Origin of the sequence: Chryseobacterium sp. 22532 (genome assembly GCF_052044665.1) — a bacterium.
Taxonomy (GTDB): Bacteria; Bacteroidota; Bacteroidia; order Flavobacteriales; family Weeksellaceae; genus Chryseobacterium; species Chryseobacterium lathyri.
Map to the genome: position 1 here is coordinate 1 of NZ_JBQENJ010000011.1, position 17,046 is coordinate 17,046.

General features: G+C 36.9%; 13 protein-coding genes and 1 pseudogene. 9 read left to right on the forward strand and 5 right to left on the reverse strand.

Features of this window, described 5'->3' with window-relative positions; translation table 11 throughout:
• The 3 genes and pseudogenes from ACTJIV_RS20105 to ACTJIV_RS20115 all read left to right on the forward strand — a co-directional run.
• Positions 1-1,956: pseudogene (locus tag ACTJIV_RS20105) on the forward strand (DUF2723 domain-containing protein); the annotation flags it as partial.
• A 105-nt stretch (positions 1,957-2,061) separates the two neighbouring features.
• Positions 2,062-3,543, forward strand: coding sequence for a hypothetical protein (locus ACTJIV_RS20110; protein ID WP_440629246.1), 1,482 nt, complete (start codon positions 2,062-2,064; stop codon positions 3,541-3,543).
• 110 nt (positions 3,544-3,653) lie between these two features.
• A complete protein-coding gene (locus ACTJIV_RS20115; RefSeq protein WP_440629247.1) occupies positions 3,654-4,184 on the forward strand; it encodes a DUF1697 domain-containing protein in 531 nt (176 codons plus the stop codon).
• Positions 4,185-4,256: 72 nt separating this feature from the next.
• Here ACTJIV_RS20115 and budA read toward each other — a convergent pair whose 3' ends face one another.
• From budA to ACTJIV_RS20130, 3 genes are all read right to left on the reverse strand, one after another.
• A complete protein-coding gene (gene budA / locus ACTJIV_RS20120; RefSeq protein ID WP_440629248.1) occupies positions 4,257-5,090 on the reverse strand; it encodes an acetolactate decarboxylase in 834 nt (277 codons plus the stop codon).
• Between the two features lie 2 nt (positions 5,091-5,092).
• Complete coding sequence (locus ACTJIV_RS20125; protein ID WP_440629249.1) at positions 5,093-5,875, reverse strand: SDR family NAD(P)-dependent oxidoreductase; 783 nt, start codon at positions 5,873-5,875, stop codon at positions 5,093-5,095.
• A 70-nt stretch (positions 5,876-5,945) separates the two neighbouring features.
• Complete coding sequence (locus ACTJIV_RS20130; protein WP_440629250.1) at positions 5,946-6,848, reverse strand: helix-turn-helix domain-containing protein; 903 nt, start codon at positions 6,846-6,848, stop codon at positions 5,946-5,948.
• A 159-nt stretch (positions 6,849-7,007) separates the two neighbouring features.
• On the opposite strand from ACTJIV_RS20130, the gene kdsA reads away from it, so the two are divergent.
• From kdsA to ACTJIV_RS20155, 5 genes are all read left to right on the forward strand, one after another.
• Positions 7,008-7,817 carry a 3-deoxy-8-phosphooctulonate synthase gene (kdsA, locus tag ACTJIV_RS20135; RefSeq protein WP_111960978.1) on the forward strand — a complete coding sequence of 270 codons (810 nt, stop codon included), beginning with the start codon at positions 7,008-7,010 and terminating at the stop codon, positions 7,815-7,817.
• A 44-nt stretch (positions 7,818-7,861) separates the two neighbouring features.
• Complete coding sequence (locus tag ACTJIV_RS20140; RefSeq protein ID WP_111960979.1) at positions 7,862-10,066, forward strand: TonB-dependent receptor plug domain-containing protein; 2,205 nt, start codon at positions 7,862-7,864, stop codon at positions 10,064-10,066.
• Positions 10,067-10,265: 199 nt separating this feature from the next.
• Entirely contained in the window at positions 10,266-10,646 is a 381-nt protein-coding gene (locus tag ACTJIV_RS20145; protein ID WP_440629251.1) for an HYC_CC_PP family protein, read from the forward strand.
• Positions 10,647-10,761: 115 nt separating this feature from the next.
• Positions 10,762-11,235 (forward strand): DUF3347 domain-containing protein, encoded by a 474-nt coding sequence (locus ACTJIV_RS20150; RefSeq protein ID WP_111960980.1) that lies wholly within the window; start codon positions 10,762-10,764, stop codon positions 11,233-11,235.
• Between the two features lie 88 nt (positions 11,236-11,323).
• Positions 11,324-14,113, forward strand: a complete 2,790-nt coding sequence (locus tag ACTJIV_RS20155; RefSeq protein WP_440629252.1) for a multicopper oxidase domain-containing protein — start codon at positions 11,324-11,326, stop codon at positions 14,111-14,113.
• A gap of 59 nt (positions 14,114-14,172) precedes the next feature.
• On the opposite strand, the gene ACTJIV_RS20160 is transcribed toward ACTJIV_RS20155, so the two are convergent.
• Entirely contained in the window at positions 14,173-14,934 is a 762-nt protein-coding gene (locus ACTJIV_RS20160; RefSeq protein WP_336378689.1) for a lipopolysaccharide kinase InaA family protein, read from the reverse strand.
• Positions 14,935-15,006: 72 nt separating this feature from the next.
• The gene (locus tag ACTJIV_RS20165) at positions 15,007-16,047 is read right to left on the reverse strand and encodes a glycosyltransferase family 9 protein (RefSeq protein WP_440629253.1); all 1,041 of its coding nucleotides are present in this window, start codon (positions 16,045-16,047) and stop codon (positions 15,007-15,009) included.
• A 431-nt stretch (positions 16,048-16,478) separates the two neighbouring features.
• Here ACTJIV_RS20165 and ACTJIV_RS20170 point away from each other — a divergent pair, with 431 nt between their 5' ends.
• A complete protein-coding gene (locus ACTJIV_RS20170) occupies positions 16,479-17,045 on the forward strand; it encodes a hypothetical protein (RefSeq protein ID WP_440629254.1) in 567 nt (188 codons plus the stop codon).
• The last annotated feature ends 1 nt before the right edge of the window (position 17,046 follow it).

A 17,046-nucleotide genomic window follows, 5' to 3' on the forward strand; every position in this document is an offset into this window, starting at 1 on the left:
GATCTTGAAGGAAATATGGAAAACACCAAAGGAAACTGGATCTCCGGAATTCCTTTCATCGATAATGCACTGCTTGGGAACCAGGATAAAATGCCTGCAAAATTCAAGAATGAAAGTACAGTTAAATTCTTCTTTTTACCCTTAATCTTAGGGTTGATCGGTTTCTTTTTCCAGCTGAACAGGGACTTTGGAAGATTTTATGCACTGCTTTCATTATTTGTTTTAACAAGTGTCGGAATTATTTTCTACACAGGCGTGAAACCTTTCGAACCGAGAGAAAGAGATTATGCGATGGTCGGTTCCTTCTATGCATTTGCGATCTGGATTGGCCTTGGAGCAGGAGCTATCTTATGGTTTATCCAGTCTAAGATAAAATCAAACGGAGCAAACATTGCTTTAGGAGTAGTTTTATTGGGTGTCCCTTTTATGATGGGTTTCCAGAACTATAATGTACACGACAGAAGCAACAGATATACCGCTTATGATTATGCCTATTCAGTATTAAAATCACTTCCTAAAAACGATATTTTATTCGTTTATGGAGATAATGACACGTACCCGGTATGGGCTATCCAGGAAACGGAAAGATTCAGAGATGATGTGAAGGTGGTTAACTTTACCCTTGCTTCAACTCCGTGGAACCTAGATCAGGTAAAGAGAAAAACATATAATGCAGCAGGAATTCCAAGTGAACTGACTCACGAGGACTACAGAGACGGTGTAAACGACCAGATCTACATGATGAAGAAAGAAGACTGGGAAGGAGTTTTCTCTATGCTGAAAGAACAGGGTGTCCCTGATACGCAATTCGGAGCCTTCAGAAAATACCTTACACAGGATTCACTGACATTGAAAGAGGCTGTTGACTTTATCAAATTCAAATCTCCCGAAAAAGATGAGCTTTTAAAAATGTACTTCGGGGAAGAAAAGTTTGAGAAATATAATATTCTTCCGGTAAACAAATTCATTCTTCCGGTTAATAAAGAAAATGCATTAAAAGCAGGAATTATCACCCAAGCGGATCTTCCGGATGTAGTGAACCAAATCATGATTACCTATAAAGGAAACACCCTTTATAAAAATAACCTGATTATGCTGGATATGCTGGCCAATTTCGACTGGAAGCGTCCTATTAGCTTCTCATCGGGAGGAATTTATGACAGTGAAAATATTTTCTACCTGAATGAATACCTTCAGTTTGATGGATTCAGCTATAGATTAGTTCCTATCCATACCAAGGAGAACGCAGATGGAGATATGGGAAGAGTGGATACTAATTCTTTATATAATGTTGTGAAGAACTTCAGATGGGGGAATTTTAAAGACCTGAATACTCATTTTGATGAAACTGCTACTTCGAACATTATGAGCTACAGAATGTCAGCAAGCAGAGCAGCTTCAGCATTGGCGTTAAAAGGACAGAAAGCTAAAGCTATAGAATTATTAGACCTTGCCTCAAAAGAAATTCCTGCTGAGAAATTTAATGATCCCCGCTCATTGAGCTCTATGGTCACCGGATATATCATTGCAGGACAGGAGAAAAAAGGACTGCAGCTGGCAGAAATCCTGAAAAAAGGTATTTTTGAAGAGTACGATTACTATTTGAGTCTTTCACCGGCTGATCAAAATTTTGCAAGAAGACAGATGAGATCTAAACCAATGGAATATTCTCTTGTGGTAGCTGCTGTTACAGATGCTTATAAGAAATTGGGACAGGATGAAAAGGCATATGCTTACCTGGTAAAATCTATAGAACCGATTGATAAGAAGTTCAACACTTTCCTCAAAGATCTTCAGCAGATGGGTAAAGAAAAGGCAAGGAAAGAATCTGAAAATATCCAGAAGATTTCACCTTTCTACCAGTATTTGTTCGATGTGATGGAACCTTTTGATTCTACCTATTCAAAAGAAAAAGAGGAGCAGATCACTACAGCAATTATTAAAGCAACACAATAAAAAATATTAATAAAATATTTAAAAAAAACGGGACTTTTAGTTCCGTTTTTTTTTGTCATTGGATTCATAAATTTAAGATTATATTTGTGATATTAAAAATGCGTGATGGCTCAAAATAATAGACTCCCAATCTATGCCGTGATTTTTACGGTTGTTTTTAAACTTCTTTTTTTATTGACTCACTATATTCAGGAAGATGCATTCATTACCTGGAGGGTAGCCCAAAACCTGTTAGATTATGGTGTAATAGGTTTCAACGGAGAGACCAAAATTTCAGCTTCTACCACACATCTGTATGTTTTTGTGTCTTATATATTCAATCTGATCTTAGGAAAAGAATATTTTATTGAACCCCTGTTGACCTTCAATTCCATACTTTTTACCATAGGAACATTGCTTCTTGCGCATCTGACCCTTAAGAATCCGTGGCATAAAGCTATTTTTATATTTTTAATCGGAATATTGCCGCCTTCCATTAAAATTTCTATTCTTGGAATGGAATACGGGATACTTTTCTTTCTGGAAATGGCGCTTCTGTATTACGGTTTCAGTAAAAACAAAAGATGGGCACTGATTCTTTTGCCGGTTTTGATTATGTTTACAAGGATTGATACGGTTATTTTTCTTGGAATTGTATTTCTTGTCGATATTTTTTGGAACAGAAAAATCAGATGGCAATATGTCTTTGGAGGAATGCTAGGTGTTTTATCTGTATTGTCTTTTAACTGGCTGTATTTTGGAGAGCTGGTTAATAATACCATTGTGGCCAAAAAACTTCTTTATGAACATGATTTTACTTTTGCACAAAACCTCAATTACTTTCTGGTAAGCTTCGGCAATTTCTGGGGAATGCTAAAACTTCCCGGAAACTTCAATCCGGTAACCATCATTATACTAATCTTTGAGTTGCTGTGCTTTATTTATCTTGTAAGACAGAGAGAAAAGAGGAATTATTTCTTATGGATGATTTTTATTTTCGGTTGGGTAAAGCAAATTATTTTTATCTCCCAAAAAAGCTTATTTGACTGGTACTATTGGGTGCCACAGCTGTTGCTTTTTGTTCCCATTCTTATTTTTGTTTTGGAGCAGAAAGAGAGGAGAAATGTATGGCTATCCTTATTAGTAGTATTTTATATAGTTCCAATGCTGGCTTTCCAAACTATGCATGCCATTGCTACAGGACACGGAGAGTGGAATTACCGCAGAGAGATAGGACTGTTTTTGGATACTTTCGAGAAAGATAAAAGCCAGTGGATACTTTTGGAACCTGCGGGCTATGTACCTTATTTTTCAGGATTAAAAACGATTGATGAAGTAGGATTGGTAGACAAGCAGATCCAGACGGAAATAAAAAAAGACAAAGCTCATTACTGGATCAATACCGTAAAAAGCAGGAAACCAAAATATCTTCTTTCCTACAAGAACTTATTTAAAGGAAATGATGCTGTGTACTACCAGACACATTATAAGCTGATGAAAGAATTCAGGATAAAAGACAATCTGAAAAGCGATAATCCTATCCTGGAAAAGATTTATCATCTTAAGCCATCCGGAACGGATTATAATTTATATATTAAGAATGATTAAAAGATTGAACAATTTAAAGATTTAAAGATTGATGGGAAAGAGGGAAGAAGTACAAACTCTTATACCTTAAAACCCTGCAACCTAATACCTATTATCTAATTCCTAAAAATATGAAATACTGTGCTTTTCTCCGCGGTGTCAACGTAAAAGGAACCAATATGAAAATGGCTGATGTATGCCAGGTTTTTAAAGACGCCGGAATGTTGGATGTAAGTTCAATATTAGCCTCGGGAAATATTGTGTTCACTTCTGATAAAAACACAGAAGATTTAAAGAAAATTTTAGAAAAAGCAATGTCTGATCGTTTTTCTTACGACGCTTTCTTATTCATAAAATCGCAGGAAGAAACACAGGTTTTCTGGAACAGCATTCCTTTTGAGAAAAAGGATGATCTGCATATCTATGCTTTTGTAGGAAATCCGGGAATAGAAAATGTTTTGATGACAGAATTCGAAGCTGCTTCCAAAACTGAAAACGAGAAAGCGGAGATTGTTGGAGAAATATTTTACTGGCAGGTCCCGAAAGGAAATACTTTAGATTCCTCTTTTGGTAAAGTTCTGGGAAAGAAAAGCCTTAAAGATCAATTCACCAGCCGCAACATCAATACTTTTGAAAAGATTTTGAAAAAAATGGGAATATAAAATAACAGGCTCCATATTATTATAATATGAAGCCTGCTTTTAAGATTTAAAAAGTATTTGAATGGGGCCGGATTATCTTCTCTGCTCCAAACGTTCTAAAGATTCATTTTTTTTCTGTTCAAACTGAAAATTTTGGAAATCCTTATTGTCAGAAGTTTCAAGGTTGAAACTTTTCAATACGGCTACTTCTGCTTTTAAATTCTCACCTTCAAAATCCAGGACATGGCCGCCCTGCTTTCCATCTGATGAGATAAAATGGAAATGAAAACCTTTGACGTTGATCCCGTTTAAATATTCAGGAAGATAAAAACCAACCAGAGTACCTTCGGTATCCGAAAAGTCAAATATTTTTTGTTTATCAGCAATAGAAGTTAAAGCAGGAAACGGTTCTTTTTCCACAGGAGGGAAAGCTCTGGTCTTCACATGGGTAAATTTCCCCGTTATTTTTACGGCAAACATTGAATTTTTATGTGAAAGAATATTACTTATTTCCCGTAAAGCCGATTGATAATCTACTTTATTTTTAATGGTGAAAATATGATCCGGTTTGAAGAAAGTAACAAAAACTAAAGATGTTTTAAACTGGTCGCCGGGTGTAATAGTCAGGCCTGTAGCCTTCGTTTGATATACTTTTCCATCCAATATCGTAAGCTCTCCGTCCAGCATATCAGGTGCTCCCAATCCAAAATCACCTTTTGATTTCAAATCTTTCAGAGAAAGTGTTCCCTTGTAAAGCCCGCCTATAAATGCCTCTGCAATCCCATACTGGTACAGGTGATTGTGTTTTAATGATTCCATTGTGTGATCTGTTGCTGGATTTTTGAGTAAAGAATTGCTGTGATCCGTCTGCTGGGCATTGAAGTGATTACTTGCTGCCCATAAAATGAAATAAAAGATATTTTTCATTTTTATCGTTGTCCTCCAATGGCTAAACCTCCGTCTACCAGAATACTTTCGCCCATTATAAAAGAAGCTGCAGGGCTGCTGAGCCACAAAACCAGTTCCGCCACTTCTTCAGGAGCTGCAAAACGTCCTATCGGAGCATGCTTTTTAAATGGTTCTATTGCTTCGTCAGCATTGTCTCCCGGAAAAAATCTGTCAAACATTGGAGTACGGATATATCCCGGCTGGATACTGTTGATCCGTATACCTTCAGATGCCGTTTCAATGGTCAGGGCTTTTGTCAGCCCATCTATTGCAGCTTTACTTGCTGAATAAATGGCTGAACCGGAAGATGCTCCTCTGGCCAGCCATGAAGAAGTATTGACAATTGTTCCGCCGGTTCCCTGCTTTTTAAACTGTTCAATTTCATATTTGCAGGCCAGCCATACGCCTTTTGTATTGATGTTCATAACCCTGTCATATTCCTCTTCAGAGGTATTGTCAATCGTTGAAAACTGCCCCTCAATTCCGGCATTATTGAATGCTACATCCAATTTTCCGAAATGTCTGACGGTTTCATTAATCAGATGCTGAACCTGATCGCTCTTTGAAACATCTGTCTGTACAAAATGTATTTTGTGATCTGTTGAGCGCAGTTTTTCTATAGCCGCATTTCCCTGTTCCTCTCTACGGCCGGCAATAACGACCTGTGCACCATTTTTTAAAAATAATTCCGCAGCAGCCAGCCCAATGCCTGTAGTACCTCCCGTAATGAGTGCTGTTTTTCCTTGAAAAGTTGGATGTGTCATAATTTGTTATTTAGATGACACAAAGTTCGACGGTACTGGAATAAAATAGTTATGCAGAACAAATCAAAGGTTATGATTTGGAAAGGATTCTTTTTCTGAACTGAGTAGGAGAATCTCCCGTCTTTTTCTTGAAAGAAATAATAAAATTGGAAGAATGCTCAAACCCCAGGCAATAAGCAATTTCATTGACACTCCAATTGCTGAACTGGAGTAAAGATTTTGCTTCCTTCATGACCCGTCCGGCAATCCATTCTGAGGTAGTTTTGCCCGTTGTTTCTTTAAGAGCTTTATTCAGATGGTTAGTATGTATGTTCAGCTGGGTAGCAAATTCATTGGCATTTTTTAGTAGCATGACATTATCCAAACTAACCGGGAACTGATGGTCCAGAAGTTCTAAAAATAACATACTGATGCGTTCGGAAGCATTCGAATGTTGAGCATACGTTTGAGGTGGTTGTATCTTCATTGCTTCATGCATAATGATCTGTATGTAATTTCTGAGGAGACTGTACTTATTATCATAATTCGACTGAGCCTCATTCAGCATGCTTTCATATACATTTTTCAACAGTTGTATGCTGGCTTCATCAGGAAAAAACACATGATCTCCTCCTGCTTTAAATAAAACCGATTGAGACAGACTCTCATTTTTAAGTTCAGAGCTTACAAATTCTTCTGTAAAAAGACAGAAATAGCCGGTCTGTACTGAAGAGGTAGGCTCCCAGGAATAAGGGATCAACGGGTTGAGAAATACAATCGAAGGCTTATCAATTTTGATGAATTTATCGGCATAACTTAATATACCTGTTCCTTCGCACATCATGGATACTTTATAAAAATCTCTGCGGTAAACAGGTTTTAAGTTCTTGCTGCATTCAAAATCCTCTCTGCGGTATACATTGCAGTGAGCATCCTGGTCATGTTCTTTTCCGTGCAGAATATAAAATTCTTCCAAAGTTTCTCTCGGTTTCATAGTATAAAGTTATAAAATAATAAAACATAAGCAGGACAATTTCAAGTAGATGAATAATTAAAATTTCGTCATAATTCTAGGAATGGTTAAAGCTTTCAAATAATTTCCGATTCTGAAACTTTATAAGTATTTTTACTGAACTTTTTAATTTACATAAAAATGATCCAGTATTTAGATAATATTCATCACAAAGATTCAAAAAACTTTTTCCTTATTGCCGGTCCATGCATCATTGAAGGCGAAGATATGGCATTGAGAATAGCAGAAAAAGTAATAAGCTTAACAGACAAATACAATATCCCGTATATTTTTAAAGGTAGCTTTAAAAAAGCAAATAGAAGTCGTGTAGATTCTTTCACAACTATTGGTGAAGAAAAATCTCTGGAAATTCTTAGAAAAGTAGGAGAGACCTTTAATATTCCTACTACAACAGATATTCATGAAAATGAGCATGCTGCGCTGGCTGCACAGTACGTTGATGTACTCCAGATTCCTGCATTTTTAGTACGCCAGACCGACCTTTTAGTGGCTGCGGCAGAAACCGGAAAATGTGTGACCCTGAAAAAAGGGCAGTTCCTTTCTCCTGAATCTATGAAATTTGCTGTTCAGAAAATTACAGACTCCAATAACCAGAAAGTGGCTATTATTGAAAGAGGAAATTCCTTCGGATATACGGACCTGATTGTAGATTACAGAGGTATTCCTACCATGAGACAGTATGCGCCGGTTATACTGGACGTTACCCATTCATTGCAGCAGCCTAACCAGAGTTCCGGAGTTACGGGTGGAAGACCCGATCTTATAGAAACGGTAGCCAAAGCAGGGATTGCTGTAGGAGCAGACGGAATCTTTATTGAGACCCATCCTACACCGGAAACCGCTTTGTCAGACGGAGCCAACATGTTAAGATTAGATTTATTGGAAGATTTGTTACAGAAATTAACAAGAATTAGAGAATCGATTTTGTAATTGTTAAAAAATCCCTATTTTTAGAAATTCTTAAAATATTTCTTTTGAAAAAACTAGTTTTACCACTAAGCCTTATGGTTCCCGTGCTTATTTTCTCTCAAAACAGAAAAAAAGATACTGCGGATAGAGTAACCGATATTGAGGAAGTCGTTTTCCAGAAAAAAGTGATCGGGAAAACAAATGACATTACCAATGTAAAAATCTCCGCAAAAGATGCAAAAGGAATCGCTACCATAGGGGGAGGAATTGAAGGTCTTCTTAAAACCCTTCCTTCCGTAAACTCTAATACCGAATTGTCTTCCCAATATATGGTACGTGGCGGAAACTATGATGAAAACCTTATCTACATCAATGATATTGAGATCTACAGACCTTTTCTGATCAGAAATTCACAGCAGGAAGGGATGAGCATCATCAATCCTGATATGGTTTCGACGGTCAATTTCTCTGCCGGAGGATTCGAGCCGAAATACGGCGATAAAATGTCTTCAGCACTGAATATTTACTACCGCGAACCTGAAAAATTTGAACTTTCAGGAGAAGCAAGTTTAATTGGCGGAAGACTAACAGCCGGTTTGGCTTCTAAGAATAAAAAACTGACTGCTTTATTTTCAGGAAGATACAGAAATACCAATTTAGTTCTGAATACACTGAACGAGGATACGGATTTTAATCCTACCTATTGGGATTTCCAGTCTTATATCAACTATCATCTCAACGATAAATTCTCCATGTCGTTCATTGGGTACTACTCCAAGAACGATTATGAAATGGTTCCGAAAGCCAAGAGCGTCACTTTTGGAAGCCTTCAGCAGCCAATTACGGTAAACATTGGTTATGGTGGAAGGGAGCAGGATATGTACAAAAATATGATGGGAACTTTTTCCCTGAACTATAAGCCTTCGGACCAATGGAAATTTACATTGGACAGTTTTGCGTATCAGAACAGAGAAAAAGAATATTATTCTATTGCTTCAAGCTATGAGATCCAGACTTTTGATATTGTGACAGGAGCACCCAACCCTTCTTTTGATGGTGGCGGGCAGATAGAACATGCGAGGAATGACCTGTTTGTAAGAACTTACGGAACACAGTTCAGAGCAAAATTTTCTCCGAATATTAATACCGACATTGAAGTCGGATTTAAATACGAAAAAGAAAACCTGAATGACAATACCAACGAATGGAAGTTGGTAGACAATGCAGGATACAGTATTCCGCGTCCTATTGATGATCCCCGGACAGGAGAATCAGGAGATCTTGAGCTGTTTTACCAGATTGCAGGGAAAAATAAAATAGAACCTTCAAGACTGTCTGCTTATGCGCAGTATTCCCAGAAATTTTACTGGGGAGCCAGCAAAGTATTCCTTAATGCCGGAGCCAGAGTTTCAAACTGGAGCTTCAATAAAGAAACGATCTTTTCACCAAGATTTCAGTTTGCGATAAAGCCTGACTGGGATACGGATATGCTTTTCAAACTTTCCGGAGGGATCTATTACCAGGCTCCTTTCTACAAAGAGATCAAAGATCTTGACGGAAATTTCAATTCCGATATAAAATCTCAGCGTTCCATACAGTTAATTCTTGCCAACGACTATGAGTTCTACATGTATGACAGACCATTTAAGCTGACTACAGAAGCTTATTATAAGAAAATGGATGATCTGATTCCTTATTATATGGATAATGTAAGAATCCGCTATTCAGGAAAAAATAATGCTTCAGGATATGCCTATGGAATTGATACCAGGTTATTCGGGGAATTTGTTCCGGGTGTAGATTCATGGCTATCTGCAAGTTATGCTAGGGTATACGAAAATATTGACGGAAGAGGAAATATTCCGAGACCTACCGATCAGAGATTCAGATTTGCGATGTTCTATCAGGATTACATGCCTAAATTTCCATCGATGCGTGTCAATCTTACCTTGGTATACGCTATGGGACTTCCGAACGGCGCACCTGTTTTTACCGATCCTTATCAGTACCAGAAAACATTACCTGCTTATAAAAGAGTGGATTTAGGACTTTCAAAAGTATTCATTGATTCCAAAGACAAGAAAAAGCGTTCCGGTTTCTGGGGTAATTTTGAAGAATTAACCTTAGGGGTTCAGGTTTTTAATGCATTTAACATTAATAATACCGTTGCCAATCAATGGATCACAGATTATAATTCAAGTGTAATGTATCCAGTCCCGGTACGTCTTACAGGACGTTTCTTTAATGTAAAACTTGAATTCAAACTGTAGAATAGAGGTTAGAAGTTAGATTTTAGAAATTAGAATTTGCTAAACAATTAAAATCTGATCAATCTGTAAAATCAGTGAGAGTAAAAAATAAAAAAGGCTTCTGAATATTCAGAAGCTTTTTTATTAAGCAGAATTTTATAACAAGTATACTGAATTTTATAACAGTGGTGTCCGGGATATTTTTACCTTTGTCTTATCAATGAAAAAGATTCTTGCCATATTGTTTTCGGTTTTCTACTTTGGATTCTCTTCCGGAGCAGCTTTCAGCGTACATTTCTGTATGGAGGAATTTGTTTCTGTAAGCCAGAAAACCTCAGATATTTGTGGCAAATGTGGTGTCAAAGAAAAAAAAGGATGCTGTAAAACTGAAATTAAGGTCGTAAAAGTAGATGATTCTCAGAAATCCGATCTGCTGATGATTAATTTTTTAGGTCAGATTGTTCCGGATTTATCACAACACCAGTTTTTCTTTGTTGACAAATCTTTTTCGGCTACAAAATTTACCCAGATAAGAATCAACGGGCCACCTGAATACAGGCCTGTTCCTATCTATATCAATCATTGTAATTTTAGAATTTAAGATCCGTCTGTTGTCTGGTATGAATCAGATGATCATTCCTTCGTAGACAACACGGCTCAACGCATCATGCGTTTCAATTATTCTTTATTAAAAATTAATTCTAAAATTTAAAACAATGAAAAAGTATATCATTACAGCAGCATTATCTTTATTCTCAATCATTTCACTTTCTGCACAGTCTAAAAAAGACGCTCAGGTTACAAAACTGTATCAGAGTTATATTGCCATTAAATCAGCTTTGGCTTCCGATGATGCGGATAAAACCTCAAAAGCAGCGGCAGAATTTATTAAAACAGCCTCAGCAGTTGATTATAAAATGGTTTCTGAAGGTAACCTTAATATTTTAAGAAAAGATGCCACAGTAATCTCTGATGCCCGAAATATTACCGCCCAGAGAGAAACCTTTTCCAATCTTTCTGAGAATATGATTGCTTTAACAAAAGAATTTAAGCTTTCAGAAAAACCGGTTTACGTACAATATTGCCCAATGGCCGATTCCAGTTGGTTAAGTGATGAAAAACAAATCATTAATCCTTACTACGGAAAATCTATGCTTTCTTGCGGAAGTGTAAAGTCAGAAATAAAATAATTATTGTATTTAACTCTAAAACAATAGGTTGCGTGTATTAAGTTATATTTTACTTTCATGTATGCATCTTTTTAAAGTTCGGAATATTATGAAAAAGCTAATCATATTTCTGGTGCTTTTGTTCTCTGTTTTTACTTTCGCGCAAACAACGAAAACTTATTATACCTGTCCCATGCATCCTGAGGTAGTATCTTCCAAACCCGGAGACTGCCCGAAGTGCAAAATGACGCTGGTGAAGAAAACCGTTGTGGTACAACCGAAAGCTGCGCCACAGCCCGAAAAGAAAGCAGTACAAAAGCCTACAGAAATTAAGACCCATAAGGATAAAACTAAAATTCAGCCTAAGGCTAAGGTAAAGGTTATTGCAAAGCCAAAGGTTCAGGAAGTCAGAAAAGATAAACCTGAAACAAAACTTAATCCTCAGCCTAAAGCTTCTAAGTCTCAATCAAAATCTCAGCCTGCTGCTGTCTACACTTGTCCCATGCATCCTGAAGTCACTTCAGACAAACCGGGAAAGTGCCCAAAATGCGGAATGGAACTGGTAGAAAAAGAGAACCATCAGCATGCTGTTGTGGAAGAGACGAAAACAGATCAATCTGTATTCAAAAGAAATTCGGAAAACGGAAAAGTAACTTTTGGTGGAAAAACAGTGAGATATGATCTGTATGTAAAAGATACGGTTGTCAATTTTACAGGAAAAAACCGAAGAGCGATTGCGATCAACGGAAAACTGCAGGCTCCCACCTTATATTTTACGGAAGGGGATACTGCTGAGATCTATCTTCACAATATGCTCAAAGAAAATACAGGACTTCACTGGCATGGTGTGATCCTTCCCAATGAGCAGGATGGGGTTCCATACCTTACCACAAAACCTGTAACACCCGGAGAAACTCATTTATATAAATTCAGAATATCCCAAAACGGAACCTATTGGTACCATTCCCATGAGGCACTGCAGGAACAGATCGGGATGAACGGAATTCTGGTATTTAATAAAAGAGAAGGAGATCCGAAACCATTGTATAATGCTGAAATACCAGTATTATTAGGAGACTGGAGCGATGAAGACCCGATGCAGATCGCAAGAAGACTTCATATGGCGAATACAGACTGGTATGCGATTAAGAAAAATGCAGTACAGAGTTATTGGGAAGCCATTAAATCCGGCAATTTTGGAACAAAAGCCCTGAATGAATGGAAAAGAATGGAGGCTATGGATGTGAGTGACGTTTATTATGATAAATTCCTGATCAACGGACTTCCAAGCTCTGATTATTCCAATCTGAAAGCCGGCGATAAAGTGAGATTAAGAGTTGCCAATGGTGGATCATCCACCTATTTCTGGCTGAATTATGGTGGCGGAAAAATAAAAGTAATAGGAAATGATGGAAATGATGTGGTTCCGGTAGAAGTTGACCGTCTCATCGTCGGGGTTTCCGAAACCTATGATATTGAGGTAACTATTCCTGAGAATAAAAGTTTTGAATTCCGTTCCACATCGGAAGACAGGGTAGGACACGCTTCACTGTGGCTGGGTTCCGGTGAAAAAGTAGAAGCGCCTAATCTGCCGAGGCTGATGCTTTTTGAAGGAATGAAAATGATGAACGGAATGATGGAAATGAGTGGGAATATGAAACCAATGAATATGACGATGGGCAACCAGATGATGGATATGAATGAAGTGATGTATCCCGAACTTCCTGAAAGCCAAAGGAAAATGACAATGAAGCACATGAATGAAATGATGGGAGTCAAAACCAAAGAAGATGATCAAGGCAGGCAGGAAGATCACTCCCAACATTCGGGAATGGATATGAAGGAAGAAAAATCGATCAAAAGGCTGTCATACAATCTTTTAAAATCTCCCGAAAAGACTATTCTCCCTGATGAAAATGTAAGAGAGCTAAAGTTTACCCTGGAAGGAAACATGAATCAATACCTGTGGACGCTGGATAACAAAACAGTAACGGAAACAGATAAAATTCTTGTAAAAAAAGGGGAAATTCTGAGAATTACCATGTACAACAATTCGATGATGCGTCACCCGATGCACCTTCACGGACACGATTTCAGACTGATCAATTCAAAAGGAGAATATTCCCCGCTGAAAAACGTAGTGGATATCATGCCAATGGAAACCAATACAATTGAGTTTGCTGCGAATCAGGATGGTGACTGGTTTTTCCACTGCCATATTTTATACCATATGATGGCCGGAATGGGAAGAATATTCAGCTATGAAAATTCAAAACCCAATCCACAGTTACCGGACAGAAAACTGGCCTGGAAAAACTTTCTGAAAGACAATAAAATGATCAGTTCCATGGCTATGCTGGATATAGCAAGCAATAAAATACATGCAGAAACGATGACTATGTTCGGACCGAGATGGGCCAACCTGAACGAGTTTCATTCCAACTGGGATTTTGATCATTTTGAAGGAAGTATGAAAGTCGGAAGATTCCTTGGGAAATTCCAGTGGGCCCTTCCATATGCCGGTTTCAGGATTCAAAAAAATCATGAGATCATGGAAAGACAGATGGCTGAAGATATGGGAATAGAATTCCACGGAAAAAAATCATGGTTCGGACAGCAGAAAGCTTCGAAAGACAAATATGCTTTCATGGTTGGGGTACAATATCTTTTACCCATGCTGATTACAGCAGATGCAAGTGTAGATCATAACGGAAAAGTATTGCTGGAACTAAGCAGGGAAGATATTCCGATTTCCAGAAGAATAAGAGGAAATTTCAGCCTCAATTCTGACGGGGAATTTTCAACCGGTTTAAGGTATATTTTACAAAAATGGTTATCAGTCTCCGGAAATTATGATAATGAAATAGGCTGGGGAGCCGGACTTACTTTCACCTATTAATAAGAAGGTTGCCATTTTTTGGCAACCTTTTGTTTTTATCCAGAATTCTATAAGCAGTACTATTTTAGAAAATATTTATAAAACTTCAACACTTTTTTTATTTTACGCTTAGTCTTTTGCCTGTTTGTAGCTTTAATAATTTGTTCCAGACATTGTTCCTGCGATATTCCCGATAACAGTGAGTACTCCTTACATATGATTTGCAGGATTTCCGGATCATTGGTTAACCGCGAAAAATTTTTGAACCTGTCAGGAATTTCAAATCTGTCGTGAAAATTCATTCTGTTTAAGTCTACTAGAAAAAAGCGGTATTCATTGTCGATTTTCTTTATTAAAAAATTACCGGGAGAGTTGTCAATGAATTCAATTCCCTGGTCATGTAACTGATAGATTAATAAAGTATATCCTTTAACAATTTCCTGCCAGTCTTCAAAGGAACTTTTGTTGAGAAATACATCCTCCAATGTAAACCCGTCTTCCAGCTGCTCGCTTATATAGTAACTGTTTGTTAACCCAATGCAGTCGTGAAATTCCACATATGCAATAGGCTTCGGAGTATAGAAATTTTTAGAGATCAGCAAATGGGCATACTCGAAAGAGCGTTTTGCTTTGGATTTCCGGTAAAATTTGTAAACATGCCTGTTAATTATATTATGCTGTTTAAATGATTTAAAATTAAGTGTCATATTGTTGATAATGATCCACTTTACAATATTTCTGGTTCCGGGCCCTATTAAGTTCCCTTCATTTTGAAAATTCTTTATAATACGGAGCACATCAGCTGCGTAATGGGCGTAATCTGTTGCAACGATAAGGTTCATAGTAACATTTGGGCAGTATTAATATATTCAAATTTCATTAAGTTCATGCGGCTCTATATTGGCCTGTAGTCATCATTGAAGTGCTTTTTTTATCAGATCTGATATTTCATTTTCATTGAGCTGGTTGGTATCTACGCTAAAGCTTTTATCATTGTAAGGCTTGTACATATTTTCATTGGTGACGGAAAATAAACCTAGCGTTGGCGTTCCTGATGCGCTTGCTAAATGCATCACTCCGTTATCAGCAGCGATAAAAATGCAGGTATTGGCAATAAATCCGCCCATTTCCCGGATGTCGGTACTATAGAAAGTAGGTATTTTAAAATTTAATTTGGAAATATTTTCTACGGGCAGAAGCTCTACAAAGTTATAGTCAGGAAATTCAGATTGCAGATGATCATAAAAAGAGCCCCACCAGTTTTCAGAATAGCATTTATCGCCTGTAGCATTGGTAAACAGACAGATTGTTTTGTTGTTGTTATTGAAGATTTGAAATAGCTTTTTTTTACCATCCTCTATTTCATCCTGATCTAATTTTATATTTAAATAGGGTATTTTGCTAGTGTTTTCTTTAAATCCCAATTGCGTCAGGAATTTCCTCAGATTATATATCACATTTTTCGCTGAGTGCTCATAATCAGGATGTTTCAGATGAAGTTCCTCATCCCATTCGCTATAGAATTTGTATTTGGCATTGGCCAGCCTGGTGGATAGCTTTCCTGATGACGAGCCGTTTGTAGAATTAATCACCAGATCGTATTTTTTACAACGCAGAGTAAACCAGCCATTTACATATTTAAACAAATTCTTAAAGGGCTTTTTGGGAAGCTGGATAATCTGATCAACACTCCCATAGTTTTTGAAAACAGTGGGAGAGATGCCTCCTTTTACAAACAGATCAATCCTGGCATTCGGAAACGAATTGGTAACCTCCTGAACAATGGGTGTAAGCAATAAAAGGTTTCCTAGTCTGTGATTTGGACGGGAGATTAATATTCTTTTTATCGTTGTGTTTTGGGCATCTACGGTAGAAGAGCTTGATTTGCCTATATTTTTTGTAATGCTGTGCATGAATTTTCTTCTGACGGCATTAAGTTTTTTCGGTACTTTCATATAAGACCAGGATATTTTATTTTGTTTTTGTCAGGATTAGCGATTTTAAATAAAAAGTATCAAATAGATTTTAATATATCTTTATTATTGATTTTTTATTAAATCTATTTAATATATAGATCTATATTAACTGATGTTCATGTTAAAGTGATTTATTATATCTAATTTATAGACTAAACGTAAAAAAATCCATATTTTAGTGATTGATAACGGCTATATTTGAATTTTGAATTGTCAATGAGTTTTATTTTAATAGTATTCAATTGTTTGTGATATTTATTTTCAGCTATATTATTTAATTTTACTATTTATAAGAATTTGATTAAAATTTTATCAAAATAATTGCATAAAATCCAGTGCTACTGAAACGGATGCTGTAAAAAAGCTTTACAGAGGTTTCATAGTTCTATCCTAAGTATATAAAATCAATTATGGAAGAAAATCAAAACTTTGGTACGGAAGGGCTCAACTCTATGGAGCTAATGAAACAACTCAAGATCAAAACGGAATCTTTGTACAAAGAATTTCAAAGTCTGAGCTCCGGAGTATCCATTATGGATGAAAAGCTAAAACGAACAGAATATTTCGTAGAGCAAAATCTGAAAGAGCTTAAGGAAAAAGTTGGAAATGTAAAGGTTGGAATTTCTCCGGAGGATCTTCGGCAGCTTGAAACGTACAAAGATTATTTCAACCATTACAAGCCTCTTTTATATGTTTCCCTATTTGTTATTTTATCTGGATGGGGACTTGGAATTTTCAGTGCTCTTTCAGGAGTGAAATGGTATAAGGAGAGTGTCCGGACGAAACAGGAAATAAGAACTGATGTGCTGCAGGAAATAAAGACACAGGGAAATATGATCATAGATACTCAAACATTCCTTAACTATAGAGAGCAGAACGAGGCATTAAAGGCCTGGCAGAAGTCAAATCCTAAGGAAAGTGAATCATTCATGAACTATTTCAAACAATATCAGAAATTGAATAAAGAAAAAAAATAAT